We start from the raw sequence: 26778 nt of genomic DNA on the forward strand, positions 1-26778 counted from the left end.
TTACCGTCTCTGTGTGAGCACAGCCAGACAGAGACCCACATTTCGCTCCAGGTTGGCCGGCATCGGCGTCGAGGCGCTGGTCAGCATCGGCGCCGCGTTCGGGTTCCTGGCCTGGAGCAAAGACATAAATGTCGATCCGCTGGACCGGAAAGGCCAGGTGAGCGGCCTGGCCGCACTCCAGCTTCGGTTCGCGGTGCTGGCCGGCGTGCTGGTCGTCGCGATGGTGCTGACGCACCGGCTGCTCGCCCCGGCGCACCGGCCGTACGTCGTCCGGGCCGGCTGCGCCGCGGTCGCCGGGCTCGCCACCGGGCTCGTCGCCGGTGGGATCGGGGTGGCGCTGCGCGGCACCCAGCTGCCGCTGTGGGCCGGCGGCGGCGACTACCAGTGGATCCTCGAATGGACCGCCGCGCTGTGGTCCGGGCAGGAGATCTCCGACCACTACCCACCAGCCGTCTTCTGGACGATCGGAGCCTGGGCCCGGCTGACCGACCAGCCGCACGTCCTCGCCCTCAAGGACCTCCAGTTGGCCGGTACCGCCCTGTTCGGCCCGGCCGCCTACCTGGCCTGGCGACTGGTGCTGCGTCCGCTCTGGGCGGTGACCGTCGGGGTGCTGGCGATGCTGCCGATGATCGAACCGGTCAAGCCGTACCCGCAGATCACCCTGGTGATGCTGATCCCGGTGCTGGTGAAGTTCCTGTCGACGGTCCGCCGGGCGGACCGGATGACCGCCCGGCTGGCGCTGCTGGCCGGCACGCTGGCCGGGGTCGGCCTCGGGCTGCTCTTCCTGCTCTACTCCGGATGGTTCGTCTGGTGCGCCGGCGGCATGCTGGTGGCCGTCGCGCTGACCGCACCGTGGCGGACCGGCTGGCGGCTGGTCCTACTGCTCGGCGGGGCGACCGTGGTCAGCTTCGTGCTGGTCGGCTGGGTACATCTGCGCGGCCTGCTCGCCCCGACCGGCGGCACCTCCGACGACTACTTCTACTTCGACACCGACACCGAGCCGGCGTACATCGCGATGTGGCGCAACGACCGGCCGGCCGACGTCGGCCCGGTCTGGCCGCCGGTCGGCGAACTCGGCGGGGTCGGGCTGTTCACCCTGCTGCTCGCCGCCGGGCTCGGGCTGGCCCTCGCGCTGGCCTGGCGGCGCAGCATCGTGATCGCCCTCGGCGCGTGCGCGGCCAGCGCCTGGTTCCTGCGGATGTGGCTGGCCAGCGAACAGTGGGAGACCCAGACCGTACGGCTGTATCCGCGGACCACCGCCGTGGTGCTCTACTGCCTGCTGATTCTCACCGGATTCGGTGTGCTGCTCGCCGTCCAACGCTGGCGCGGCCGCACCGGCACCGCCGGACCGGCCAGCCGGGAGCCGACCGCACCGGTCGGGCTGCTGCTCGTGCCGCTGCTTTTCGTGCTCGCCTCCGCCGGGTCAGCCACCGTCGACCGGTACATGCCCGACGAACGGACCAACCACGCCGGCTACTTCGCCTGGATCGCGCACACCACGCCCTACCCGGACGGCCGATGCTCCCGCTGGGGGGTGGCGCACGGCTGCCAGCCGACGGCCGACCGGGTGCCAGCCGACTGAACCGGGCTCAGCCGACCGACCCGGTCTCAACCAACGAAAACCGGCTCAGCGGACGAACGGCTCCAGCATCATCGCGGCCGCCTGCAGCCACGCCTGCCGCGTCTCCGGCTGCAACTGCACGTACTCGATCGACGACCCGGTCTCCAGGGCCGGGTCGTAGGGCACCACGGCCACCGCCCGGGTCCGGGTGGCGAAGTGCCGGCGCAGGTCGTCGAGCAGCGGCATCGGCCCCGGACTCGGACAGGACAGCAACGTCACCGCGTTACGCACCAGGTCGCCCATGCCGACGTCGTCCAGCAGGTCCAGCATCCAGTCCGCGGTGAACGCCGCGTCCTCCCGGGGCACGCAGGTGACCACCAGCTGATCGGCGGCCTGCAGGACGGTCTGCCAGTTGGCGCTCTCCACGTTGTTGCCGGTGTCCACACAGATCACGTCGTGGGTCCGGCGGAGCAGCTCCAGCACCCGCCGGACGGTGTGCGGATCGAGACGCTGCGCGAACCGAGGGCTCTCCTCACCGGCGAGTACGTCGTACGAGCCGTCGGAGGCATGCCTGAGGTAGTCGTCGAGCCGGTCGGTCAACTCGTAGCCGTGCGAGCCCTCGATCTCCACCAGATCGGAGATCAGATGGCGGATGGTCCGGGCATGACGGGCGCTGCCGGCCCGCAGCCCGAGCGTACCGCGCAGCTCGTTGTCGTCCCAGGCGAGCACCCCACGGCCACGGACGCTACCGATCGTCGCCGCAGCGAGGACGGTCGCCGTCGTCTTGTGCACCCCACCCTTCGGATTCGCGAACGCCAGTACCCGCGGTATGCCGAGGTTGCGGCGCAGGATGCCGGTGGCGCGGTCGACCTCCGCGTCGGGCCGGCTCTCCCGCCACTCGATCCGCGCCGGGTATCCGCCGCCGCCGTCCTGGCCCGGCGGGTACCCCGGCCCGGGCCCGCCCCGGCGGGGCGGCTCGGCGACCGGCGGATAGCCGCCGACCTCGGGGCCGCCGGCAAAGCCCTGCTCGGCAGGTGGCGGCACACTCGGACGCACCGGGCGGGCGCCCCGGTCCGGAGGGCGGCCGGGCAGCACCGGATAGCTGGGTGCGTAGCCACCCGGGGCGACCGGATCCGGCGGCGGTGCCAGGGCGGCGTACCGACCGGCGGCCGGCGCCGGCGGCCCCGGGTCGGCCGGATAGCCAGGATCAACGGGATAGCCAGGACCGGCCGAATGGCCGGGATCAACGGGATAGCCAGGATCAGCGGGGTGGCCGAGGGTCGAAGGGTGACCGGGACCGGCCGGATGACCGGAGTCGCCCATCCAACTAGAACCGGCGGAATGCCCCGGCTCCGGGTGGTGACCCGGCACCTGCGCGATGCCGTTGGGCACCTGGGCGGTGCCGCGACCGTTCTCCCGCGACCGGGGCGCCGCCCCGTTGCGGTCCGCCGCCCCGTTGCGGTCCGCCACCTCGGGCTGCTCACCGGTACGGCCACCGAGGCGAGCCCGGTCGAGCAGCGCACGCCAGCGCGGCGCTGGTTCGGCAGGCCGGCCCCAGCCGGACTCGGTGCCCTCCACGGCTCGCCCTCCCAGCGCTATCGGTCCCCGCCTGACAGGCTACGAAGCTAGACCTGTTCAGGCCACACCGCCAAAGGCCCGTTGTTCGCCCCGACCGGCCAACTCTGCCGGACTCCCCCGGTCCGGTCACTGCAGCCGTCACCTGACGAGGATCGTGGCGGCACCGGGGGTAGCGTACGGAACCGGGACACCGGTGGTCGATACCGGCCCGCTACCAAGGTTCACCGCTAGGGTTCGCCGGGCAGCCCGACGGTCCGACGGTGGCCGGCGACGCACCGGTCGGCGACTCGGTACAGCCGGCCGGCGTACCAGCCGTCGCGGCCGGACGCCCCGCCCCGTTGGTCGACCGGCCCGGCGGGGCCGTGGTCGGGCTCCCCGAGCCGGCCGTCGACGTGTCGGCGCCGTCCCGGGTGCCGTCGTCCGCGTCCGGGGCGGAATCGGCGCTGCCCGGGGCGGAATCATGGTCGGGTGCGGACCCGGTCCGCACGCCTGACCCCGCGTCCGGGTCGCCGTCGGTCGCCGGAGCGACACTGGTCGGACCGCCGCCGACCGCGCTGTCGGCCGCGCCGCCCGGCTCAGCGGCTGGCACGTCGAACGGCAACCCGCTGCTGGTGAGCGCGGCGTCGCCGACCGGCACCACCTCGTCGTACTCCGGCAGCGGAGGCAGGAACACCGCCCGGTCCAGGCGACGGACCTCTGGCGCGGGATCGACGGCCCGGATCTCGGCCAGCCGGGCCAGCCTGCGCAGGTCGACCGGGACGCCCTGGACCACCGCCGCGAACACGCAGGCACAGTGGTCGCGGTAGGCAGCGGCCTCGGCGGTGGCCACCCGGGCACCCTTGTCGTAGGCCAGCCACTGGTCCAGGTCGGCTGCCCGGCCGAGCTCGGCGACCCGGCGGCGGTAGTCGGTCGCCTGCCTGCTCTTGCGCTCGGCGACCTGTTCCATCCCGGTCAGCACGTCCTCGGGCAACCGGAAGGCCGGCATCCGGATCACCTGGGTCTTCTCCCGCCCCAGCGGAACCCGGGTGTACACCTCCACGACGGACACTCCGGGCAGGACAGCGGCGAGCCGGTCGGGGGCCAGATACCCGTTGAAGGTCACCAACGCGTAGTTGTCGCCGGTCGACCCGGCCGGTGCCGGATCCTCCGGCAGGGTGGCCAGCTCGCCACTTACCGCCCGGAGGTAGTCCGGTATGGACTCGCCCTCGGCTACTCCCACCTGCACGACGTCGTCCACCGCGCGGACGGCGCCGTCGTCGTGATCCACCGCCCAGACGGCGGCGGCCAGCACCGCGCTGATCGACACCCCGGCCACCCCGACGAGCAGTTGGGGACGGACCGGTCGTTGCGCGAGCCGGACGGCGGCGTCCACCAGGATCGGCAGCAGCCGTCGGTCGATTCGCCGCAACAGGTCGCCGGCACGCACGGGCGACTCCCCTTCCCCGATGGCGGGTGGACGCTGAGTGACCGCGTGTTCGCCGGCTCTCAATCGCCGAGCACGGCCAGGGCACGCTTCAAGTCGTCAGGGTAGTCGCTGTGGAAGCGAACTTCCTCCGCCGTACGGGGGTGTACGAAACTGAGCGCACGGGCATGCAACCACTGGCGGGTCAGCCCGAGTCGGGCGGCGAGTGTCGGATCCGCACCGTACGTCAGGTCACCTACGCACGGGTGCCGCAGCGCGGAGAAGTGCACCCGGATCTGGTGGGTACGGCCGGTCTCCAGGCGGATGTCGACCAGACTGGCAGCTGGAAAAGCCTCCACCGTCTCGTAGTGGGTGACGCTCGGTTTGCCGCCCGAGACCACCGCCCACCGGTAGTCGTGGGTGGGATGGCGGTCGATCGGGGCGTCGATGGTCCCGCGCAGCGGGTCGAGGTGCCCCTGCACGACGGCGTGGTAGCGCTTGTCCACCTCGCGTTCCTTGAACGCGCGTTTGAGCACCGAGTACGCGTGCTCGCTCTTGGCCACCACCATCAGCCCGCTGGTGCCGACGTCGAGCCGGTGCACGATGCCCTGGCGTTCGGCCGCGCCACTGGTCGCGATGGTGTGACCGGCCGCCGCCAGACCGGCCAGCACCGTCGGGCCGGTCCACCCGGGGCTCGGGTGCGCCGCCACGCCCACCGGCTTGTCCACCACCACGATGTCCTCGTCGGCGTACTCGACCCGCAGTCCGTCGACCGGTTGGGCGATCACCACCGGAGCCGCGACCGGCGCCGGCAGGACCACCTCCAGCCAGGCGCCGGCGGTCACCCGGTCGGACTTGTGCCGGGTGACCCCGTCCACCGCGGCGTCGCCGGACTCCACCAGCGCGGCGGCCGCGGTGCGGGACAGTCCGAACAGCCGGGAGACAGCCTGATCGAGCCGGGTGCCGTCGAGCCCGTCGGGCACCGGCAGCGACCGTCGCTCCCCTTGGCGGGCGGGTGTGGTCAACGGTCCACCTTTCCGGACAGCCGGTGGCCGTCGCGCTGTCGGCCGGTCAGTTCCAGCAGTACGGCGAGGAGTACGCCGACGACCAACGCGCTGTCGGCCACGTTGAAGATCGGGAAGACCTGGCCGTACGGGTGGAAGACGCTGAACATGTCCACCACCTGGCCGAGGAGGGGCCCGGGTGCGCGGAACATCCGGTCCAGGAAGTTGCCGAGCGCCCCGCCGAGGATCAGCCCGAGCGCCACCGCCCAGGGCAGCGACCGCAGCCCTCTGGTCAACCAGCCGATCCAGCCGACGACCGCCACGGTGACGAGCGGGAATATCCAGGTGTAGTCGGATCCGAGGCTGAACGCCGCACCGCTGTTACGGATCAGCGTCAGGTAGAGGGCACCGCCCAGCAGGCGGACCGGTTCCCGGTCGGTGAGGGCGCTGATCGCCCACTGCTTCGTGCCGAGGTCGACGAGCAGTGCCGCCGCCGCGACCAGGGCGAAGGTCCACAGCGCAGGTCGGCCGGCCCCCGTCACCGGCGGGCCGGTGACGGGTCTGCCATCGCCCACTTCAGGTGCTGGCGGGGCGTCGCCACCGGCGTTGGGAACGTCCGGGCGCGGATCGCCGTCGGCGGACAGACGCCTCTCCCTTCTCAGTGGAGCGGCTCGCCCGCGTCGGGCCCGTCACCGCTCGGCTAGCGCCGCTCCTCGATCTGCTTGCAGGACACGCATAGGGTGGCCGAGGGGAAGGCGGCGAGCCGCTCGACCGGGATGTCCGTGCCGCACCGCTCACACCAGCCGTAGTTGCCCTCGGCCAGCCGCTCCAGCGCCCGCTCCACCTGGTTGATGCGGTCCAGGATGCTCTTGGCGAGGGAGATCTCCTGCTCCCGCTCGAACGTCTTGGTACCGGTGTCGGCCTGGTCGTCGCCGGCCGAGTCGGTCAGCCGTTCCCGCTGCAGCTCGGTGATCTCGCTCAACGTCTGATCATACTCGGCTCGCAACTCGTCCCGACGGGCCTGCAGGGCAATCTGGATCTTGGTGGTCTCGGCCGCGCTGCGCGGTGCCCGGGCCGCTCGCCCGCGGGCGGCGGTCTTCGTGTCGGCTGGCTTCGCCATCGTCGCTCCCTCGGCCGCGTCACCCGCGGCGATCGGCAGTGCCTGTACGGGATCCTCCGGCGTCGGCAGGCCGGACGGTGCGCGGCGCGGCGCCGTGGACGGGGTCACCCGACCCGTCCGGCGCCTCGCTTCCGTCAGCTCGGCCATGCTGCCCCCAAAGCACAAAACGGGCGTACAACGGGTCCGTTGCACACTCCGGAGATTCGCAAGGATACGGAACGTGAAGACATCCGACAACAATGGCACAGCTTTCGTCCGGTGATGCACCGATTTGACTGGCAAGATCGAGCAGAAGGGGGACAGCGGCGCGGCGCGGGCCGACATATCACCCAAGAAGGACAGTCGCCGCGTCTCGTCGAGGAACGCGCGACGTGGTCGAGGTGTCGGCGGTCGGCCGCTTCACCCGTCCCGCAGCCGCCGCAGCCGGGCGTCCAACACCTCGGCCTCGTCGGTGGTCACGGTGTCCACCCTGAACAGCTTGTCCCGACTGGCGGCACCGGCCCGTAGCGTGACCCGCCGGGTCGGCACCTCGAGCGCCGCGGCGAGCGCATGCCGGGCCGCCTCCGTCGCACGGCCGTCCACCGCCGGGGCGGTGACCGCGATGATCAGCGCGGGCCCCAGCGAGCCTGGGTGACAACCGCCGACCCGGGCGCGGGACGCACCGGGCTTGACCCGGACGGCGACCACCAGGTCGATCTCCGGACGCCCGCCGGCACCGGTGGCCGGCCGGGCGGGCCGGCGGCTGCTCCGACGGGACAAGAAAGACGCCGCCTGTTCAGACGCGGCCGGACTCGGCCAGCAGGGTCCGGTTCGGCTGGCAGAGCCCGCACGGGGTGAATCCGAGTTCCAGGGCCTCGCGCACCGGCAGCGGCTCACCGTCCCTGGCCACCAGATGCAGGCAACTCGCCCGGTGGTAGCGGGGCCGTCCGTCGACCACGATCACGTCGGCATCGAGCCCGGCGAGCCGGGCGTGATCGGTCTCACCCGTCTCCTCGACCGCCGGCTCGTCGGGCGGGTCGTCGTCGGCCGGGCCGCCGCCGAGCTGGTCGTCGGCCGGGCCGGTCGGCTGCCGGCCGACCGGCGCGGCGGATGACCGCTGACCGGCCCGCTGGTCCGGATCGGGGTCCACGCCGAACTCCGGACGGGAAACCGGCTCCGGGTCGAACGGGCCGGAGCGCACGTCCCCTGCTCGGGCCGCAGCGGCCTGCCGGGCACCGACCACGAGAGCCACCGCCGCGAGCAGACTGGCGACGATCGAGCCGACCAGCAGCAGGCTGGACCCGCTCGCCAGGCCGAGCACGAGCAGCGTGACGGCGACGAGGATGAGCACCAGACTTGCCACTATCACGGCTCACCCCCGCCGCATCGTTGCTGACGTACCCCCCGCGAGAGGCTCGGCCTCAGCGGCCGGCCTCCAGCGCACCGGACCGGCCACCGCCGTAGGAGCTGGCCAGGCCGGCGGTCGCCAGACCACCACCGCCCGAAGCGGAGCGGCCGCCCTCGACCCGCCCCATCTCGGCCTCGAGGCCCTGCCCGCGACCGTCCAGGTCGCGCAGCTGGCTCTCCAGGTACGCCTTGAGCCGGGTGCGGTACTCCCGCTCGAACTGCTTGAGCTCCTCGATGTGCTTCTGCAGCGCGGTGCGCTTGGCGTCCAGGCCACCCATCGCCTCCTGGTGGCGCTGCCGCGCGTCCCGCTCCAGCGCGTCGGCCTTGGCCCGCGCCTCGCGGGTGACCTCCTCGGCCTTGGTGCGGGCGTCGGTGAGCAGCTTGTCCGCCTCCCGGCGGGCGTCGGAGACGTGGTCGTCCGCCGTCCGCTGGGCCATCATCAGCACCCGCAGCGCCTGCTGCTCGCCGTCGCCGCCGGCACCGACGACCGGGCCACCGGCCGACCTGACCTGCTCCAGCTCGGCCTGCATGGCACGGGCGGCCTGCTCGGCGGCGGCCTTGTCCCGCTGTACGCGGTCGAGCTGGGCCTTCATGTCGTTGAGCTCCGCCGCGAGACGCGGGTCGGCGCCCGGGCCCGCCGGCCCGCCCCGACCTCCGCGCTCAACCTGGGCGCGCAGCTCGTTGTTCTCCTCGATCAGACGGGCGAGCTCACGCTCGACCTCGTCCAGGAAGGCGTCGACCTCCTCCTCGTCGTACCCCCGCTTGCCGATCGGAGGCTTTTTGAAGGCGACGTTGTGGACGTCGGCCGGGGTTAGCGGCATCGAAACTCCTCGGGTCAGTTGCGGCCGCGTAGCGCGCCGGTCAGTTGGTTGCCCTGATCAGCGGCTCCACCACGAACGTGATCAGCACGAACAGGATAACCAGGAGCACAAGGGAGGCCAGGTCGAAGCTCACGGTACCAATTCGCAGTGGTGGGATCACCCGCCTCAACGCCTTAAGGGGGGGATCAGTGACGCTCCACACCGATTCCAATCCGGCTGCGGCACCCCGACCGGGTTGCCAGCGTCGACCGTACTGAAGCACCGCACTCAGGACAAACCTCGCCAACAGGGTGAGCAGAAAGACGTACAGCAGCAGATACAGGACTTGGAACAAGATCGACAACACGGCAGGCGAGGTCCTCAGGTCAGGGCTAGCCCAGGCTGAAAAATCCACCCTCGGCTATCTTGGCCTTGTCCTCCGCGGTGACCTGGACGTTGGCCGGTGAGAGCAGAAACACCCGGTTGGTGACGCGTTCGATCGTACCGCGCAGACCGAACGCCAGACCGGCAGCGAAATCAACCAGACGGCGGGCGTCGGCCTCATCCATCTCGGTGAGGTTGATGATCACCGGCGTGCCGTCGCGGAAGTGTTCCCCGATCGTCCGGGCCTCCCGGTAGGTGGTCGGGTGCAGGGTGGTGATCTGGTACCGCTGCTCCTCCTCGGCGACGACCATCCGCTCCCGCACCACAGGCTGCGGTGCCAGAGCCAGATTGTCCCTGGTCGGATAGCTGGCCGACGCGGCCTCGGCACCGGCCCGGGTGATCGATCGCACACTGGCGCGCTCGCCCCGGTCGGGATCCGCCCCCCGGTGCTCCCGCTCGGCGGCCCGGGCCTGCAGCCGCTCCGACGGACGCAGCCGCTCCACCGGTGGCCGCGCACGTGGTGGCGGATCGTCCGGCTCCTCGTCGTCGGCGAATTCGTCAGCATACCTGTTGTCACGATATCGTGACTCTCGGTAGCCACCCTTGTCGTAGCCGTCGTCGTAGCCCTGGTCGTCGTCCTCCTCGACCAGGCCTAGCCAGACCCCCGCTTTGCGCAGTGCACCCATGCCGCGCCCCTCCGTCCGCCGTGCGGCACGCGCCCCCGCCGTGCCACTGTCGCGCGTGAACACTGCAGTGCCCACCGGTCCGAGCCGGCTCCCCGCCATGACCGGTGCGCGGTCACGGACGTCGACCCCCGACGACGGGGAGTCCGGCTCAAACAACACTGATGTAGTTTGGTATCCGCCGCCAGGCTACCGTAGCGTTGGGCGCTTTCCGAGCAACGCACTTCCGACACGGACATGTGTCGCTCCGGCGGCCACCGCCGCCTCCAGGTCGGCGCTCATCCCGGCCGAGACCATCCATGCCTCCGGCGCGGCAACTCTGAGCTGGGCAGACACCTCCGCCAGCCGGGCGAACGCCGGCTCCGGCGGCTGGTCGAGCGGAGCCACCGCCATCACCCCGGCGAGTCGCAGATCGGACTGGCCCAGGACACACTCGACCACCGGCCAGAAGCCGGTCACCGCATCCGCCGAGTCCGGCAGCGCGCCGCCGCGCCCCACCACGCCGTCCAGACTGACCTGGACCAGCACGTCGAGCGGCCGACCGCGCCGACCGGCAGCGGCGGCCAGGGCCCGGGCCAGGGGCACCCGGTCGACCGAGTGCACCAGGTCCGCGTAGCCGACCACCGAGCGGCACTTGTTGCGCTGCAGCTGGCCGACGAAGTGCCAGCGCAGCCCTGGCCCACCGGACGGTCCGGAGGCCAGCTCGGCGGCCTTGGCCGCCGCCTCCTGGTCCCGGTTCTCGCCGACGTCGGTGACCCCGAGCTCGGCCAGCAGCCGCACGTCGGCGGCCGGATAGGTCTTGGTCACCGCGATCAGAGTGACGCTGTCCACCGGCCGACCCGCCGCCGCCGTGGCCGCGGCGAGCCGGGACCGTACGGCGGTCAGCCGGTCGGCCAGTTCCGCACGTCGCCGTTCGGTGTCGACGGTCATGAACCGTTTTTGAGGAAGTCCGGCACGTCGACGTCGTCGAAGAGCACCCGGCGGGTCTGCTGGGTCGGCGTCTGAGGCGCCGGGGCGACAGCCGGACCGGTAGGCGCGGCCGGCGAGACCGGTGCCGCCGGGACCTTACGCGGACCCTCGGCCGGCTTGTACGCGGGAGCGCCGCCGTCGAAGCCGGCGGCGATGACGGTGACCCGTACCTCGTCGCCCAGCGCGTCGTCGATGACCGCCCCGAAGATGATGTTGGCGTCGGCATGCGCGGCGTCGGTGACCAGCTGCGCCGCGTCGTTGATCTCGAACAGGCCGAGATCGGATCCACCGGCGATGGAGAGCAGCACCCCCCGGGCACCGTCCATGCTCTGCTCCAGCAGTGGGCTGGAGATCGCCGCCTCGGCCGCCTCGACCGCCCGGTTCTCGCCCCGGGCGCTGCCGATCCCCATCAGCGCGCTGCCGGCCCCGCTCATCACGCTCTTGACGTCGGCGAAGTCCAGGTTGATCAGGCCGGGCGTGGTGATCAGGTCGGTGATGCCCTGGACACCGGAGAGCAGCACCTGGTCGGCCTGCCGGAAGGCGTCCATCATGCTGATCCCCCGGTCGCCGAGGGCCAGCAGCCGATCGTTCGGGATGACGATCAGCGTGTCGCACTGGTTGCGCAACTCCTCGATACCGGCCTCGGCCTGCACCTGGCGTCGCTTGCCTTCGAAGGAGAACGGCCGGGTGACCACGCCGATCGTCAGGGCGCCGAGTTTGCGGGCGATGTTGGCCACCACCGGCGCCCCGCCGGTGCCGGTGCCGCCGCCCTCACCGCAGGTGACGAAGACCATGTCGGCGCCCTTGAGCACCTCCTCGATCTCGTCGCGGTGGTCCTCGGCGGCGTTCTTGCCGACGTCCGGGTTCGCCCCGGCGCCGAGGCCCCTGGTCAGCTCCCGACCGACGTCGAGCTTGACGTCCGCGTCGCTCATCAGCAACGCCTGGGCGTCGGTGTTGATCGCGATGAACTCGACGCCCTTGAGGCCAACCTCGATCATCCGGTTGACGGCGTTGACTCCGCCTCCGCCGATGCCGACGACCTTGATGACCGCCAGGTAGTTGTGCGGAGGTGTCATCGGGGTGCCTTCCCTTCGAGAGTGGCGGGCGCCGGCCTGACCCGGCCCACTGGGACCACGGAGGACAGACCCGTCGGTACACGAGAGCGGGACGAACCCTCACCCTCTACTAGAGGCTTAGGGTTATGTCAACCACTGAACCTCTCCGGGCAACGTATGCGCACGTACCGCGTGATCCAAGGACCATGCTGGGCGTGTCGCCGGCCGCGCCGGGCCGAGCCAGTCTCGGCAGACCGTAATGTACCGTCTACACCGAGCCGTCCTGAAATCACCCAGACGACATGCCGGGTCAGCGGATGGTCACCACGTCCGGCGCGCTGACGTCGATCACGCTGCCGTCCTGGACCAGCAACGCGTCGGCGACCCGGGCCTTGACCGCGTTCTCCGTGGCGTCACCCCAGATCACCACCCGGTCGTCGGCGATCCGCAGCTCGATCCCGGCCGGGCCGCTGACCACGATCTCCGCCAGCACCTCGCGCAGTTGCGCGGTCAGCGAGTCGAGCACCGCGACCGCGTCACGGACCAGCGCCTGGTCGAACTCGGCCGTTTCCAGCCGGACGACCGCCAGGTCGTCCGGGCGCGCGGCCAGCGTCCGGAAGGCCACCCCGGCCCCGTCGACCACCACGAACGCGTCGCCCCGGGGCACCACGGCGGCCGGCACCCGCTCCACCACGGTGATCACTACCGTACCCGGCCAGTCCCGGCTCGCCACCGCCCGCTCCACCGCGGCCAGGCCGGAGACCCGGCCGGCCACCGCGGCCAGGTCCACCCGGGCCAGCGGGGTCCCCGGCGGAATCTGCGCGGCCTGCCGTACGTCCGATTCGGTCACCAGCGCCGCCCCCGCGACCCGGACCTGGTCCACGCCGAACACCGAGGTCGCCGAGACCACCCACCAGCCGACCGCAGCCAGGGCCGCCAGGCAACCGGCCACCGCCCAGGGCAGCGCGGCCCGCAACCGGCGGCGCCGGGCCCGGCGCATGAACCGCCGGACCGACGGCGGCACCGCCTCCCGGCTCGCCCGGACCAGCCGCCAGCGGCCCGTCGACCCGTCCGGGCCGCCCGGCTGGCGCCGGGTGTGCCCGGTGTCCGCTCCCGCCGGCCCGGACCGGGCGGCGGGCACCCCGGCCCGACCGGTCCGACCTGCCGGCCGGACATCGCCCACCCGACCGGCGCCGGAGCGGCTGGAACCGGTGCGACCCGAGCCCGGCCGGGGCGAGCGACCAGGCGGGGTCATCCTGCGTCAGCCGCCGGATCGGCGAGTGCGGACAGCAGTTCGTCGCCCAACATCGAAATCGGCGGAGCGCCCATCGTGACCACCAGGTCACCCGGCCGGCAGCGGCGGACCACCTCCGAGGGGACATCCTCCCAGGACGGTATGAACACCTTGCGGTCGTCCGGCAATGGGACGTCCGCTGTCAGCGCCACCCCGCCCTCGCCCGGCTCCCGCAGCTCACCCGGCCCGAACACCTCCATCACGATCACCTCGTCGGCGATCGCCAGGGCGGCGGCCAGCTCGGCCTGCAAGTCCCGGGTCCGGTAGACCCGGTAGGGCTGGAACACCACCACCAGCCGGCCGGCTCCGGCGACCTCCCGCATGGTGTGCAGCGCCGCAGTCATCGACGTCGGGTGGTAGGCGTACTCGTCATAGACGGTGACGCCGCCGGCCGAGCCCTTGCGTTCGAACCGGCGCCGGACCCCGGGGAACGCGCCCAGCGCGGCGACCGCGTCACTCAACGGCAGCCCGAGGCGCAGCGCGGTCAGCACCGCGGCGGCGCTGTTGAGCCCGAGATGCCGGCCGGGTACCGGCAGGGCGATCTCGCCGAGCGGCGCGCCGTCCAGGGTGGCCAGGTAGCGGACCCCGGCCGCGGACGACGTGATCTCGGACAGCCGCAGATCGGCGTCGGCGGACTCGCCGTAGGTGTGGACGGTCCGGCCCTCGTCGCGCAGCGCCTCGGTCAACTGCCGGGTCCCGGGGTTGTCCGCGCAGGTCACCACGAACCCGTCCGGATCGGTCAGCCCGGCGAACTCGGCGAAACCCGCGGCGAGCCCGGCCAGGTCACCGTACGTGTTCAGGTGGTCCGCGTCGATGTTGGTGATGATCGACACGAACGGGCGGTAGAGCAGGAACGAACGGTCACTCTCGTCGGCCTCGACGACGAAGTACTCGCCCGTACCGTGGTGGGCGTTCGAACCCACCTCGGAGATCTCGCCACCAATGACGAACGACGGGTCCTCGCCGGCCCGCTGCAGGGTCAGGGTCACCATCGAGGTGGTCGTGGTCTTGCCGTGGGTACCGGCGACCGCGATGGTCCGCCGACCGGTCATCGCCGCCGCGAGGGCCTCCGACCGGTGCAGCACCCGCAGCCCGCGCCGACGGGCCGCCGCCAGCTCCACGTGGTCGGCCGGGATGGCGGTGGAGTAGACCACCGTGTCCGCCCCGTCGAGGTTGGCCTCCTCGTGGCTCATGTGGATGGTGCCGCCGAGCGCCCGCAGCACCGCCAGCGCCGGCCAGTCCCGCAACTCGCTGCCGGTCACCGGGATCCCCCGGGTCAGCAGCAGGCGGGCCAGGCCGCTCATCCCGACCCCGCCGATACCGATCAGATGTACGGTCCCCAACTCCTCGGCGGCGAGCGTGCCGGTGGGGGCGAACTCGGTGATGTTCACGTGGTCACCTTCCCGTGCGGGTCATCGGGACACCGCCTCGTAGACGAAGTCGAGCAGCGCCTCGTCGCCGTCGCGGCGACCGTACCCCGCCGCCGCCGAGCCCATCGCGGCCAGCCGTTGCGGGTCACGGGCCAACGGGACCACGACCTGCTCCACCCAGGCCGGAGTCAGTTCGGCGTCGTCGACGAGCAGACCACCGCCGGCCTCGACCACCGGCAGCGCGTTGCGCTTCTGCTCCTGGTTGCTGTGCGGATAGGGCACGTAGACCGCAGGCAGTCCGATCGCGGCGACCTCGGCGCAGGTCATCGCACCCCCCCGGCAGACCATCAGGTCGGCCGCGGCGTACCCGAGCTCCATCTCCGACAGGTACGGCAGCGTCACGTACGGCACCGGCAGGTCACTCGGCACCGAGACCGGCTCGTTGCGGGCACCGATCGCGTGCAGCACCTGGACACCGGCCCGGGCCAGCTCCTTGGCCGCCCCGGAGACCGCCAGGTTGATCGACCGGGCGCCCTGGGACCCGCCGGAGACGAAGACCGTCGGCAGATCCGGCCGCAGCCCGAAGTGCGCTCGGGCGGCTTCCCGGGCGGCCACCCGGTCCAGCCCGGTGATCGACCGGCGCAGCGGCACCCCGACCACCCGGGCGTCGCGCAGCGACTCGGCCTGGACCGGCTGGTGCGGGAAGCCCACCGCGACGTGCTTGGTGAACTTCATGCCCATCCGGTTCGCCACGCCCGGCGGCACGTTCACCTCGTGCACCACGATCGGCATCTCGCGACGCCACGCCGCCAGGTAGGCCGGCACGGACACGTACCCGCCGAAGCCCACCACCACGTCGGCCCGCACCTCGTCGATGACCTTGCCGGCGGCGCGGGCGGCCTTGAACATCCGGTCTGGCGTACGCACGAGGTCCATGTTGACCGACCGGGGCAGCTGATGTGCGGGGATCAACCGCAGATCGTACCCTTTCGGCGGAATCAGCTCATTTTCCAGCCCTTTCGGGGTACCGAGACAGGTGATCTGCACGCTCGGGTCGTGCCGGCGCAGACAGTCGGCGAACGCCAACAGCGGGTAGATGTGCCCACCGGTCCCCCCACCTGCCAGCACCACCGATCGCAGCGGACCCATCAGCATCTCCTCTCGCTCGACTCGGTGGCCGCGCGGCGGACCCGGCGGACCGCCGACGGCCCACGCGGCACGCCGGGCGGTGCGTACGGGGCCCACCGGCCCGGATGCGCGCTTCGCGGGGGTACGTTAACGCCCGTCCCGTCGCCTCGGCACACGGGGCGTCGCCGACCGGCCGCCACCGCCGTCGGGGGTGGTCGATCGGCTGGGCTGCCCGGTGCCGGCCGGTCTCGGTCCGACGCCGGTCATCCGCGGCTTGGCAGGATGACGCTTGCGGGGCATCGGCGGCAGCGGAGCCCAGACCAGCCGTACCCAGCGGGCCGGCGGACGGGCGTTGAGCGCCCGTGCGGCGTCGGGTTCGGCCCGGGCGAACGACGCCAGCATGCCGATCGCGGCGAGCGTCACCACCAGCGCGCTGCCGCCGGCGGAGATGAACGGCAGCGGAATGCCGGTGATCGGCAGCAGCCCGATCACCCCGGAAATGTTGATCACCGCCTGGCTGATCAGCCAGCTGGCCGCCGCCGCGGCGGCGAGTCGCCGGAACGGGTCGTCCACCCGACGGGCGATCCGCAACGCGGTGTACGCGAGGACCGCGAACAGGGCCAGCACCACGACGCAGCCGACCACCCCGAGTTCCTCGGCGACGATGGCGAAGATGAAGTCGTCCTCGGCCTGCGGCAGGTAGCCCCACTTCAACCGGCTGGAGCCGAGCCCTTCACCGAACCATCCCCCGTTGGCGATCGCGTACCTCGCCTGCAGCGCCTGGTAGCAGTCGTCGACGCACTGGTCCGGTGGGGTGAAGAACGACGTCAGCCGGGCCAGCCGGTAGTTGTCCGCGTCCTGGGCACCGGAACCGGCGCCCTGCCAGGCGGCGGCGATCAGCAGGCCGATACCGACCAGCCCGACCGCGCCCAACGTGGCGAAGATCCGCAGCGGTACGCCGGCCGCCCAGAGCAGCCCGACGACCAGGGCCAGGATGCACAGCATGGTGCCCAGGTCGTTGTAGCCGACCAGGAGGAACAGCAGGCCGACGGCGGGAAACAGCGGGATGGCCAGCTCCCGCCAGTGGCCCAGCTCGGCGCCCTTGCGGGCGATGACGTCGGCACCCCACAGCACCAGGCCCAGCTTGGCCAGCTCGGAGGGTTGCAGCTGGAAGGAACCGAAGTAGAGCCAGAGCAGCTCCGCCTCGACCGGACCGACCCGGGCGACCTGCCAGCCCGCCAGCGTGGACACCAGCAGCAGCCCGTTGAGCAGCAGCAGCAGGGCGACCGCCACGCCGAGCACCACGATGCCCAGGGCACGGAACGTCGCCGCCGGCAGCCGTTGACAGATCCAGAACGCGACCAGGCCGATCACCGCGAAGGTCGCCTGGCGGCCCAGCACGCTGAACGCGCTGCCGTCGTCGATGTACGCCTTGATGCTGGTCGCGGAGAAGACCATGGTCAGGCCGATCATCAGCAGCAGTCCGCTGCTGAAGATCAGCAGATAGTACGAGGCGAGCGGCCGGGCCAGCAGACCACGCAACGCGGCCAGTCCGCTGATCGGATCCAGCCGGGCGGCGGGGCCGTGCCGATCCGGCACAGGCCGCCCCGGAGCGGGGCGGTCCGGGACAGGCCGGTCCGGAGCCGGGCGATCCGCAGCAACCCGGTCCGAATCCGGCCGATCCGCAGCAGTGACGGGCCGATCCGTGACGGGCCGGCCCGGGTCAGCGCTCATCCGGGCCGCCACCTGTCGTCGCCATCGGTCCATCATCGGCGCTGCCGCCCTCGGCGGCCGGGCATCGACACCGCACCGGCGTGTCGGGCCGGCCGCCGCACAGCGGGCGCGGGCTGGTCCGGGCTAGCCCATCACCGCGAGGAACTCGCTGTAGAACAGGCCGAGGCCGATCGCCACGCCGATCCCGGCGATGATCCAGAACCGGACGACGATGTTGACCTCGCTCCACCCGGCCAGTTCGAAGTGGTGCTGCAGTGGCGACATCCGGAACACCCGCCTGCCGGTGGTGCGGAACGAGATGATCTGGATCACCACCGACATGGTGATGATGACGAAGAGCCCACCGATGATCAGCAGCAGCAGCATGGTCCGGGTGGCCATCGCCATCCCGGCGATCAGCCCACCGAGCCCGAGCGCGCCGGTGTCACCCATGAAGATCCGCGCCGGCGAGGTGTTCCACCAGAGGAAGCCGACGCAGGCGCCGGCGGCCGCCCCAGCGATCAGCGCGATCTCCAACGGGTCGCGCACCTGGTAGCAGTACTCGGCGGTGTAGTTCGGGTCGGCGCACCAGTGCCGGTACTGCCAGAAGGCGATCAACGCGTAGGTGCCGAGCACCATCACCGACGCGCCGGTGGCCAGACCGTCCAGCCCGTCGGTCAGGTTGACGCCGTTGGTCGTGGCCATCACCACCAGGATGAAGATGACCACCGACGCGGCCTTGCCGACGTCGAGGGCGTCGATGTCGCGGATGAACGACAGCGTGGTGCTGCCGACCGTCTCGGTGTTGGTCGCGTCGCCGGTGGTGTCCACCATCGTGCTCGGGAAGTACAGCGCGATCACCCCGAACACCGCGCCGACCAGGATCTGGCCGAGCAGCTTGCCCCGCTTGTTCAGCCCGGCGCTGTTGCGCTTGCGGACCTTGAGGAAGTCGTCGACGAAGCCGACCGCACCGGAGAAGACCAGCAGGCCGAGCAGGACGAGCGCGGTGATGGTCGGCCCGACCTGGGCGATCTGCTGGGCCGGCAGGGTGGTCAGGGCGAGGTGACCGGCGACGTACGCGATCACCGTCGCCACGATGAAGACCACCCCGCCCATCGTCGGCGTGCCCTTCTTGCCCTGGTGCATGACCGGGCCCTCGGCCCGGATCGGCTGGCCGGCCTTGAGCCTGGTGAAGACCTTGATCGCCACCGGGGTGCCGAACAGCGACACCAGGAAGGCCACGGCCGCCGCGACGATGACCGCTCTCACGCCGTCGCCTCCCCGGCCCCGGTGACCGGCGTACCGTCGCAGGCCGATCCGTCGCGCAGCGCGTCGGCGACCTCCCAGGTGCGGTACCGCGAGCCCTTCACCAGCACCACGTCCCCGTCGGTGAGCTCCCGCCGGAGCAGGTCGATCGCCGCCTGTTGATCGGTGACCAGCACCGACTCCCCTTCCCACGTCGCAACCGCCGCCGCCGCGTGCCGGATCGGCGCGGCCTGTTCACCCACCACCAGCACCCGGTGCACGCCGAGCTCTGCGGCCAACCGGCCGACCTCGGCGTGCCCCTGCTCCTCGTACTCGCCGAGTTCGGCCAGGTAGCCGAGCACCGCGAAGGTCCGCCGACCCGCGCCGAGATCGACCAACGCCCGCAGCGCCGCCGCCGTGGAGGCAGGGTTGGCGTTGTAGGAGTCGTCGATGACGGTGATCCCGTCCGCCCGGTCGAACACGTCCATCCGACGGGTCGAGACCAGCCGGAGCCGGCCGAGCGCGGCGGCCAGCTCCGCCGGGTCGGTCAGCCCCAGCTCGATCGCCACTGCCGCAGCGAGCAAGCTGTTGCCGACCTGATGCCGGCCGCTGACCGCGAGCCGCACCGGCGCCCACCCGGCCGGAGTGACCAGCTGGTACGCGGCGCGTCCCCGGGCGTCCACGGTGACCTGCTCGGCACGTACCGTCGCCGCGGGGTCCTCCCCGGCCAGCACCACCCGCCCGGCGGTGCGTTCGGCCATCCGCCGCACCCGGGGGTCGTCGGCGTTGAGCACCGCGACGCCGTCGGCCGGCAACGCCTCGACCAGCTCACCCTTTGCGGTGGCGATGGCGTCGACCGAACCGAACTCCCCGATGTGCGCGACCCCGACGTTGATCACCACGCCGATCCGGGGCGGCGCGATCTCGCACAGGTGCCGGATGTGGCCGATTCCCCGGGCGCCCATCTCCAGCACCAGGAACCGGGTCTCGGCGTCGGCCTGCAGCACGGTGTACGGGTGGCCGAGCTCGTTGTTGAACGAGCCGGCCGGCGCCACCGTCGGGCCGAGCCCGGCGGCGAGCTGCGCGATCAGATCCTTGGTCGTGGTCTTGCCCGACGATCCGGTCAGGCCGATCACGGTCAGTTGGGGCAGTCGGTCCAGGACCGCCCGGGCCAACCGGGCCATCGCGTCGAGCGGGTCGTCGACGAGCACCATCGGCACCGAAGTGGCACCGCCGTCAACGGCGATCGGGCGGGTGCCGAGCACCGCGACGGCTCCGGCGTCGAGCGCCGCGCCGGCGAAGTCGTGCCCGTCGACCCGCTCGCCAGCGAAGGCGACGAACAACCCGCCGGGCCCGATCTTGCGGGAGTCGAACTCCACCCCGCCGGTGACCCGACCGGTCGGGTCGGCGTCGGACAGCCGCCCACCGACCGCCTCGGCCACCTCGGCCAGCGTCATCGTGATCATGCCTGCCTCACCAGTGCCGGGAACCGGGCGGTCAGCGACGCCGCGAGCTCGATCCGGTCGTCGAACGGCTGGACGTCGCCGTCGATCTCCTGTCCCTGCTCGTGGCCCTTGCCGAGCAGCGCGACCACGTCGGTGGGACCGGCCAGCCGAACCGCCTCGTCGATCGCCGCCCGCCGGCCGGCGACCTCCACCACCTCGGCCCCGGCGACGCCGTCGGCCCCCTGGCGTACCTCGGCCCGGATCGCCGCCGGGTCCTCGGTCCGTGGGTTGTCGTCGGTGACGATCACCAGGTCGGCACCGCGGGCGGCGGCGGCGCCCATCGTCGGACGTTTGCCCCGGTCCCGGTCGCCCCCGGCCCCGATGACGCAGATCAGCCGGCCTTGCCGGGAGTCGGCGAGGCCGCGCAGCGCGGTCAGCACGGCGACGATGGCGTCCGGTTTGTGCGCGTAGTCCACCACGCCGAGCACCGGTCCGGGGGCGGCGACCTGTTCCAGCCGGCCGGGTACGCCGGGGCAGTCGGCCACTCCGGCGGCGGCCGTGACCGGGTCGACGCCGAGCGCGACCAGGGTCGCGATGGCCAGCAGCGCGTTCGCCACGTTGTGCCGCCCCGGCAGCCCGACGGCGGCCTCGATGGAGATCCCGTCCGGACCCAGGGCGATGAAGTGCTGCCGGTAGCCGTCGTCGCTGACCGCCGCGGCCCGCCAGGTGGCGGCGGCGTCCCCGGCGGCCGAGTAGGTGACCGTGTGCGGACGACGCAGCGGCTCCAGGGCCGGGTCGTCGTGGTTGAGCACCTCGACCGCGCAGCGGCCGTCGAAGAGCCGGGCCTTGGCGGCGAAGTAGTCGGCGGCGTCGGCGTGGAAGTCGAGGTGGTCCGATCCGAAGTTGGTGTAGCCGCCGACCGCGAACCGCACACCACCGACCCGGTCCAGGGCCAGCGCGTGGCTCGACACCTCCATCACCACGCTGGCCACGCCGTGCTCCCGGGCCACGGCCAACATCGCGTGCAGGTCGGTCGCCTCGGGGGTGGTCCGCACGCTGGGCACGATCAGTTCGCCGAGGCGGGTCTCGACCGTGCCGATCAACCCGGTCGACTGGCCGGCGGCCCGCAGCCCCGACTCGACCAGGTACGCGGTGGAGGTCTTGCCGGCGGTGCCGGTCAACCCGACCATGGCCAGGTGCCGGGTCGGCTCACCGTAGACCACCGCCGCCACCCGGCCCAGTACCGTCCTCGGCTCGGGGACCACCAGGGCGGGCAGCCCGGCTTGCGCAGCCGCCGGGGCACCGGCCGGATCGGTGAGCACGGCCACCGCGCCACGGGCACCGGCGTCGGCGACGAACTCGGCGCCGTGCCGGCGGGCCCCGGGCAGGGCCGCGTACAGGTCACCGGGCCGGACGTCGCCGCTGGCGTGGGTGATTCCGCTGATCAGCGGGGCCGGGGCGGTCGGTGGCGGCACCGCCAGCGACGCGGCGAGCTCCGCGAACGGAATCGGACGATTGGTGCGGGGTCGTGGATTGCCGGGCACGGCGCTAGACCCTACCCGGTCCGCGGTCCGGGCCCGCGCAGCGGCGTACCGGTCGCTCCGCATCGCGCGGCGTTTCGTCCGTACGGGTGAGTCCAGCAGGTCGCCCGGGCACGGACCGTCACGGGTGCACCACGAACTCGGGTGGCTCGGTGCCGCTCGGCGGGACCCGGTAGTGCAGCAGGGTGAAGCGCATCATGTCGCGGAACGCCGGGGCGGCGACGTCCCCGCACCCGCCACCGGGGGTGTGCGACACCACGGCGATCACGTAGCGCGGGTCGTCGGCCGGCGCCATGCCGATGAACGACGTCACCTCACCGGGGGCGACGGAGCCGTTGACGATCCGCCGACCGGTGCCGGTCTTGCCGGCCACCCGGTAGCCCGGCACCGCGGCCGCGGTGCCGGTGGCACCGGGGATGGTGGTGACCCCTTCCATGATCGTCCGCAGCGCGGCGGCGTTGTCGGCGCTGAGCACCCGACGGGTGGCCGGCTCCGCGGTTGGGCTGCGCTGTCCGTGCTCGTCGACGATCTCCCGGACCAGTCGCGGCGGTACGTAGACGCCGTCGTTGGCGATCGCCGCGTACGCGGCGGCCATCTGCAGCGGGGTGGCGTCGACGCTGTGCCCGAGCGGCACCGATCCGTACGACGAGGCGCTCCACTCGTCCAGCGGCAGCACCCGGCCGCTGGCCTCGCCGGGCAGTCCGACACCGGTCGGGCTGCCCAGACCGAACGCCTGCTGGTACGCGTGCAGCCGGTCCGGCCCGAGCTGGTCGGCGATCTTGATCGTGCCGACGTTCGACGAGTAGGCCAGCATGCCGGCGAGGCTGGTCGCGACACCCGCCTCGATCGGGCGGGTGTCGCGGAAGGTGGTGTCGCCCTTGCGGATCGTCGGTCCGAGGTCGAGCGTGGTGTCCGGCTCGATCAGCCCTTCCTCCAGGGCCGCGCCGAGCACCAGCGGCTTGTGCACCGAGCCGGGTTCGGCGGTGAACGTGGTGGCGATGTCCTGCCGGTCGGACGGGTCGCTGGACCACGCGTCGGCGGCGTTGTAGGTGGGCTCACTGGCCTGGGCGAGCACCTCCCCGGTACGCGCGTCCAGTACCACTGCGGCGGCCACGCTCACGGTGCACTGCTCCAGCGTCGCGCTGAGGATGCGTTGCACCTCGTACTGCAGGTCCCGGTCGATGGTGAGCACCAGCGAACTGCCGGGCTGCGGCTCGGTCTCCTGCCGGTAACCGCCGGGGATCTCGGCCAACCGCAGGTCGCGGTTGCCCTGCTCGGCGATCCGCTGCCCGTTCACCCCGCGCAGCACCTCGTCGTAGCGCGCCTCGAGTCCTTCCAGCCCGTTCATGTCCAGGCCGACGAAGCCGAGCAGGTTCGCGGCCAGGTCGTTGCCGGGCACCTCGCGCCGTTCGTCGTAGTCCACCCCGATACCGGCCAGTTCAAGGTCCATCACCTGGTCGGCGAGTTCGACGTCCACCCCACGGGCCAGGAACTCGAACCGCGATTCCTGCCCGTCCGGGCGGGTCTGCGGGACCAGCCGCTCCAGCAGCGTGGAGCGGGGGATGCCGAGCAGCGGTGACAGCGCCTCCGCCGTCGCCTGCGGATCCTCGACCAGACCCGGGTCGGAGTAGACGAACCGGGCGGCGACGCTGTGTGCCAGCACCGCACCGGTGCGGTCGTAGATGCTGCCCCGGGGGGCGGGCACGACGACCGGCGAGCCGACCCGGTCCCACACGCCGCCGTCGGCGTACGCCGGGGCGTCGACGACCTGCAGCACGATCAGCCGGATCCCGATCACCACGAACATGGTCAGGGTGAGAAAGGTGCCCAGCCGCAGCCGGCGCCGGGGGTCGGCCAGCCGGGGCAGGGTGGCGGGCCGCCGTGGGCGGCCTCGAGTGCCCTGTCGGGCCGGGCCCGGGGCACGCCGGGCGGAGCCGGACGACGCCTGCCGGGACTTGCCGGCCGACCCGGCACGGCCGGTGGTCGACCGGCGGCGGTCGGAGTCGGCTCCGCGCCGCGCTGCCCGGTCCGGGTCGACGTCGCGCCGTGCCCTCCGGTCCGGGTCGACGTCGCGGCGCGACGTGCTCCGCCGGTCGGCGTCGCGACGCGGTCCGGTACCCGCTTCGGTGCCCCGGTCGCCGGGGTCCGCCGAGCCGGTCCGGGCCGGCGGCCGACCGCTGGTGGCCCGACCCCCGTCGAGCACCTGCAGCGCGGGCCGGAACGGATCCCGGCTGCGTTCGGCACGGCCGGCACGGCGTTGCTCGGCCGACTCGCGCACCGTCCGACCCCGGGGGGTGTAGGCACGGGCGTCGGCGATCCCGCCGATCGGGCCGGGTTCACCGACGCCGCCGCGCCGGGATCCACGTGGATCCCGGCGCGGCGGATCGGAACGGTCAGCCACCCGGCCTACTCCCCCGCCCCCTGCTGCGAGCTGGTGATGGCCGGCTCACCGGTGGCCGGCTGCGGTACACCGATGATCCGTCCGTCCGGCAGCCGGATGAACGCCGGCGGACCGGACTCGACCAGGCCGAGCTTGCGTGCCTGAGCGGCCAGGTTGTTCGGCGCCTCGTACTGCGCGATCTCCTTCTCCAGCTGCTGCTCCTGCAGATCCAGGTTCGACTGCTGCTGCTGCAGCGTGCCGATCCGCACCGCGTTCTCGTTGATCTTGGTGTTGACCAGCAGCACACCGAGCACCCCACCGACGACGACCACCAGGATCATCGCGATGAACGGTGCCCGGGGCACCGACACCGGTGCCGGCGGTGCGACCCGCAGTCGCGGCGGCGCCGGCTCCGCCGAGCTGTCCCAGACCCGGACCGAGTCCTGAGTCGTGGGCTGCTCCTGCAGCGCCGCGCTGCCCTGGGTCACGTAGCCCCCTGACGGGTTGCTGCGCCGCGCCGCGGTCCGGCCCCCCGACCGCGGTGCGCCCACCCGGGCGCCGCGCTGACCGACCTGCCCCGAGCGGTCGCGCTTCTCGACGTTCATCTCCCCTCCCCCTACTCCTTCTCGTCACGACCCCGATCGTGACGTCTCCGCCGGCCGGCTATCCCGTCCGGTGTGGATGGCCCGGACGCCGCCGCGTCGGGCCGGTGTGGTGCTGTCCCCGGGTGGGGCCGTTCGCGGGCGGCCCCACCCTTTCCCCGCCCGGCGGTGCCGGCACTGCGCACCGCCGCCTGTCCTCCGACGTGCTCCGCCGCCGGTCCGATGTGCTCCGCCGCGCGCAGCCGTACCGACGCCGCCCGCGGGTTGGCCGCGATCTCCGCCTCGCCGGCCTGCTCGGCACCCCGGCCGAGCAGCCGCAGCGTCGGGCCGGTGCCCGGCAGCTCGACCGGCAGCTCCACCGGCGCGGTGCTGCGCGCCCGGCCAGCCAACGTCTGCTTGGTGATCCGGTCCTCCAACGAGTGGTAGGACAGCACCACCATGCGGCCGCCGACGTGCAACGCGTCCAGCGCGGCCGGCAGCGCCCTGCGCAGCACCGCCAGCTCCTCGTTTACCTCGATACGTAACGCCTGAAACGTCCTCTTCGCGGGGTTTCCCCCAGTTCGTCGAGTAGCCGCCGGCACCGCCGACTCGACCAGCTCGGCCAACCGCGTCGACGAGGTGATCGGCTGCCGCTGCCGCTCCCGCACGATCGCCGAGACGATCCGGCTGGCGAACCGCTCCTCGCCGTACTCCCGCAGCACCCGGACCAGGTCCCCCGGGGGGTAGCCGTTGACGATCTCCTCGGCCGTGGTCCCCCGCCCCTGGTCCATCCGCATGTCCAGGGCGACGTCCCGGGAGTAGGCGAACCCGCGCTCGGGCGCGTCGAGCTGCAGTGAGGACACCCCCAGATCGAACAACACGCTGTCCACCCCGGACAGCTCCAGCTGGTCGAGGACCTCGGGCAACTCGTCGTAGACCGCGTGGACCAGATGGACCCGGTCGGCGAACCCGGCCAACCTCGCCCGGGCGTGCGCCAACGCCTCCCGGTCACGATCCAGCCCCACCAGGGTGACCAGCGGGAAGGCCGCCAGCACCGCATGGGCGTGACCGCCCAGGCCGAGGGTCGCGTCGACGTGCACGGCCGGCCGGTCACCGCGGTCCAGCGCGGGGGCGAGCAGCTCGAGACACCGCTCGAGCAGCACCGGTACGTGCGTACCGCGAAGCTCCCCCATGTCGACCCCCAGTGACCTGTCTGCCGTGTCGTGCCCGGTTGCTGCGTTACCGCTCGTCGTACCGCCAGATCCCCATCCGCTCTACTCCCGCCCACCGCCCGTGCCGGACCGGTGCTCGAAGACACGCGCCTGGCGCCGGGGAAGTGGCGCCAGGTGCGGGAGCGGCTGGAGATCTCGCAGTACGTCGGACGACCGGTGCCGACCGGCGGCTCTCGCGTCAGCCACCGACACCCGACGAGACGCCGGGCGGTCGACCATCCGTTGCCCTACAGTCCGCCGGGCAGCACCCCCTCTTCGATGTCCGCGAAGTCGTCCTCGCTATCGGAGAGGTATGTCTCCCATGCCTGCTTGTCCCAGATCTCCACCCGGCTGCTCGCCCCGATCACCACGAGGTCGCGGCCGAGCCCGGCGTACTCCCGCAGATGCGCCGGGATCGTCACCCGGCCCTGCTTGTCGGGCACCTCGTCATGCGCACTGGCGAAGAAGACCCGGCTGTAGGCCCGCGCCGCCTTGTGCGTCATCGGTTGCTCGCGCAACTGCTCGGCGATCCGCTGGAACTCCGGCGTCGGGAACACGTACAGACAGCGTTCCTGCCCCTTGGTGATCACGACACCTCCCGCCAGCTCGTCCCGAAACTTGGCTGGAAGGATCAACCGGCCCTTTTCGTCCAGGCGCGGAGTATGGGTGCCGAGAAACACGGCCCAACCCCCCCTTGCCCTTGTACGGCATTCGCGGTGCCGCATCCCCCGGGGCCGGCGGGCCCTCCCGGCCCCGCCATCGCGCCCCACTCTACTCCACTTCCCTCCACCTGCAACCAGAATCGCGACCGAAACACGCCCAATTCACCGACAAAACCGCACGTCAGTGGGGGTGGTGCCGAGTGGAGGGGCGCGAGCGCCCACCCCGGTCCACTTTCCGACAGCCGCGCCCGGAATCAGGTACGCAT

The 26778-nt window shown here is 72.4% G+C and carries 24 protein-coding genes; 1 reads left to right on the top strand and 23 read right to left on the bottom strand.

The features are described 5' to 3' along the window. The first annotated feature begins 13 nt into the window (after positions 1–13). Positions 14–1582: a hypothetical protein gene (locus EDC02_RS15615; RefSeq protein ID WP_148083477.1), complete on the top strand. Its 1569-nt coding sequence runs from the start codon at positions 14–16 to the stop codon at positions 1580–1582. A gap of 45 nt (positions 1583–1627) precedes the next feature. Here EDC02_RS15615 and EDC02_RS15620 read toward each other — a convergent pair whose 3' ends face one another. From EDC02_RS15620 to mraZ, 23 genes are all read right to left on the bottom strand, one after another. Further along, positions 1628–3139 (bottom strand): AAA family ATPase, encoded by a 1512-nt coding sequence (locus tag EDC02_RS15620; protein WP_123602590.1) that lies wholly within the window; start codon positions 3137–3139, stop codon positions 1628–1630. A 211-nt stretch (positions 3140–3350) separates the two neighbouring features. After that, positions 3351–4565, bottom strand: a complete 1215-nt coding sequence (locus EDC02_RS15625) for a hypothetical protein (RefSeq protein WP_123602591.1) — start codon at positions 4563–4565, stop codon at positions 3351–3353. A gap of 59 nt (positions 4566–4624) precedes the next feature. Further along, entirely contained in the window at positions 4625–5566 is a 942-nt protein-coding gene (locus tag EDC02_RS15630) for an RluA family pseudouridine synthase (RefSeq protein ID WP_123602592.1), read from the bottom strand. After that, entirely contained in the window at positions 5563–6087 is a 525-nt protein-coding gene (gene lspA / locus EDC02_RS15635) for a signal peptidase II (protein WP_233605951.1), read from the bottom strand. Before lspA ends, EDC02_RS15630 begins: the two co-directional genes overlap by 4 nt. Before the next feature lie 158 nt (positions 6088–6245). Further along, entirely contained in the window at positions 6246–6665 is a 420-nt protein-coding gene (locus EDC02_RS15640) for a TraR/DksA family transcriptional regulator (RefSeq protein WP_123604828.1), read from the bottom strand. Positions 6666–7064: 399 nt separating this feature from the next. Further along, on the bottom strand, positions 7065–7361 hold the full coding sequence (locus EDC02_RS15645) for a DUF167 domain-containing protein (RefSeq protein ID WP_123604829.1): 297 nt from the start codon (positions 7359–7361) through the stop codon (positions 7065–7067). Between the two features lie 79 nt (positions 7362–7440). Continuing rightward, positions 7441–8013 (bottom strand): hypothetical protein, encoded by a 573-nt coding sequence (locus EDC02_RS15650; RefSeq protein ID WP_123602594.1) that lies wholly within the window; start codon positions 8011–8013, stop codon positions 7441–7443. Positions 8014–8065: 52 nt separating this feature from the next. After that, on the bottom strand, positions 8066–8872 hold the full coding sequence (locus EDC02_RS15655; RefSeq protein ID WP_123602595.1) for a DivIVA domain-containing protein: 807 nt from the start codon (positions 8870–8872) through the stop codon (positions 8066–8068). A gap of 40 nt (positions 8873–8912) precedes the next feature. Then, positions 8913–9218 (bottom strand): YggT family protein, encoded by a 306-nt coding sequence (locus tag EDC02_RS15660; protein ID WP_123602596.1) that lies wholly within the window; start codon positions 9216–9218, stop codon positions 8913–8915. Positions 9219–9243: 25 nt separating this feature from the next. Beyond that, on the bottom strand, positions 9244–9921 hold the full coding sequence (locus EDC02_RS15665; RefSeq protein WP_123602597.1) for a cell division protein SepF: 678 nt from the start codon (positions 9919–9921) through the stop codon (positions 9244–9246). Positions 9922–10107: 186 nt separating this feature from the next. Further along, positions 10108–10848: a YggS family pyridoxal phosphate-dependent enzyme gene (locus tag EDC02_RS15670; protein WP_123602598.1), complete on the bottom strand. Its 741-nt coding sequence runs from the start codon at positions 10846–10848 to the stop codon at positions 10108–10110. Continuing rightward, a complete protein-coding gene (gene ftsZ / locus EDC02_RS15675) occupies positions 10845–11963 on the bottom strand; it encodes a cell division protein FtsZ (RefSeq protein ID WP_123602599.1) in 1119 nt (372 codons plus the stop codon). Before ftsZ ends, EDC02_RS15670 begins: the two co-directional genes overlap by 4 nt. A 289-nt stretch (positions 11964–12252) precedes the next feature. Then, positions 12253–12990: a cell division protein FtsQ/DivIB gene (locus EDC02_RS15680; RefSeq protein WP_370461539.1), complete on the bottom strand. Its 738-nt coding sequence runs from the start codon at positions 12988–12990 to the stop codon at positions 12253–12255. 203 nt (positions 12991–13193) lie between these two features. Then, positions 13194–14627 (bottom strand): UDP-N-acetylmuramate--L-alanine ligase, encoded by a 1434-nt coding sequence (gene murC / locus EDC02_RS15685; RefSeq protein ID WP_123602600.1) that lies wholly within the window; start codon positions 14625–14627, stop codon positions 13194–13196. A 21-nt stretch (positions 14628–14648) separates the two neighbouring features. Then, positions 14649–15755 (bottom strand): undecaprenyldiphospho-muramoylpentapeptide beta-N-acetylglucosaminyltransferase, encoded by a 1107-nt coding sequence (murG, locus tag EDC02_RS15690; protein ID WP_123604831.1) that lies wholly within the window; start codon positions 15753–15755, stop codon positions 14649–14651. 126 nt (positions 15756–15881) lie between these two features. Continuing rightward, positions 15882–17285 carry an FtsW/RodA/SpoVE family cell cycle protein gene (locus tag EDC02_RS15695; protein WP_370461540.1) on the bottom strand — a complete coding sequence of 468 codons (1404 nt, stop codon included), beginning with the start codon at positions 17283–17285 and terminating at the stop codon, positions 15882–15884. Positions 17286–17591: 306 nt separating this feature from the next. Then, positions 17592–18716 (bottom strand): phospho-N-acetylmuramoyl-pentapeptide-transferase, encoded by a 1125-nt coding sequence (mraY, locus tag EDC02_RS15700; protein WP_123602601.1) that lies wholly within the window; start codon positions 18714–18716, stop codon positions 17592–17594. Beyond that, positions 18713–20158: a UDP-N-acetylmuramoyl-tripeptide--D-alanyl-D-alanine ligase gene (gene murF / locus EDC02_RS15705; RefSeq protein WP_123602602.1), complete on the bottom strand. Its 1446-nt coding sequence runs from the start codon at positions 20156–20158 to the stop codon at positions 18713–18715. Before murF ends, mraY begins: the two co-directional genes overlap by 4 nt. Continuing rightward, positions 20155–21744: a UDP-N-acetylmuramoyl-L-alanyl-D-glutamate--2,6-diaminopimelate ligase gene (locus EDC02_RS15710; protein ID WP_123602603.1), complete on the bottom strand. Its 1590-nt coding sequence runs from the start codon at positions 21742–21744 to the stop codon at positions 20155–20157. The genes murF and EDC02_RS15710 overlap by 4 nt, the downstream gene beginning before the upstream one ends. A 55-nt stretch (positions 21745–21799) precedes the next feature. Beyond that, positions 21800–23485: a peptidoglycan D,D-transpeptidase FtsI family protein gene (locus tag EDC02_RS15715; protein ID WP_370461541.1), complete on the bottom strand. Its 1686-nt coding sequence runs from the start codon at positions 23483–23485 to the stop codon at positions 21800–21802. A gap of 599 nt (positions 23486–24084) precedes the next feature. Then, on the bottom strand, positions 24085–24663 hold the full coding sequence (locus EDC02_RS15720) for a hypothetical protein (RefSeq protein WP_123602605.1): 579 nt from the start codon (positions 24661–24663) through the stop codon (positions 24085–24087). A gap of 11 nt (positions 24664–24674) precedes the next feature. After that, on the bottom strand, positions 24675–25832 hold the full coding sequence (gene rsmH, locus EDC02_RS15725) for a 16S rRNA (cytosine(1402)-N(4))-methyltransferase RsmH (protein WP_123602606.1): 1158 nt from the start codon (positions 25830–25832) through the stop codon (positions 24675–24677). A 266-nt stretch (positions 25833–26098) separates the two neighbouring features. Then, the gene (mraZ, locus tag EDC02_RS15730) at positions 26099–26530 is read right to left on the bottom strand and encodes a division/cell wall cluster transcriptional repressor MraZ (protein WP_123602607.1); all 432 of its coding nucleotides are present in this window, start codon (positions 26528–26530) and stop codon (positions 26099–26101) included. Positions 26531–26778: the final 248 nt, after the last annotated feature.

Source organism: Micromonospora sp. Llam0 (genome assembly GCF_003751085.1).
In the GTDB taxonomy this organism is placed as follows: domain Bacteria; phylum Actinomycetota; class Actinomycetes; order Mycobacteriales; family Micromonosporaceae; genus Micromonospora_E.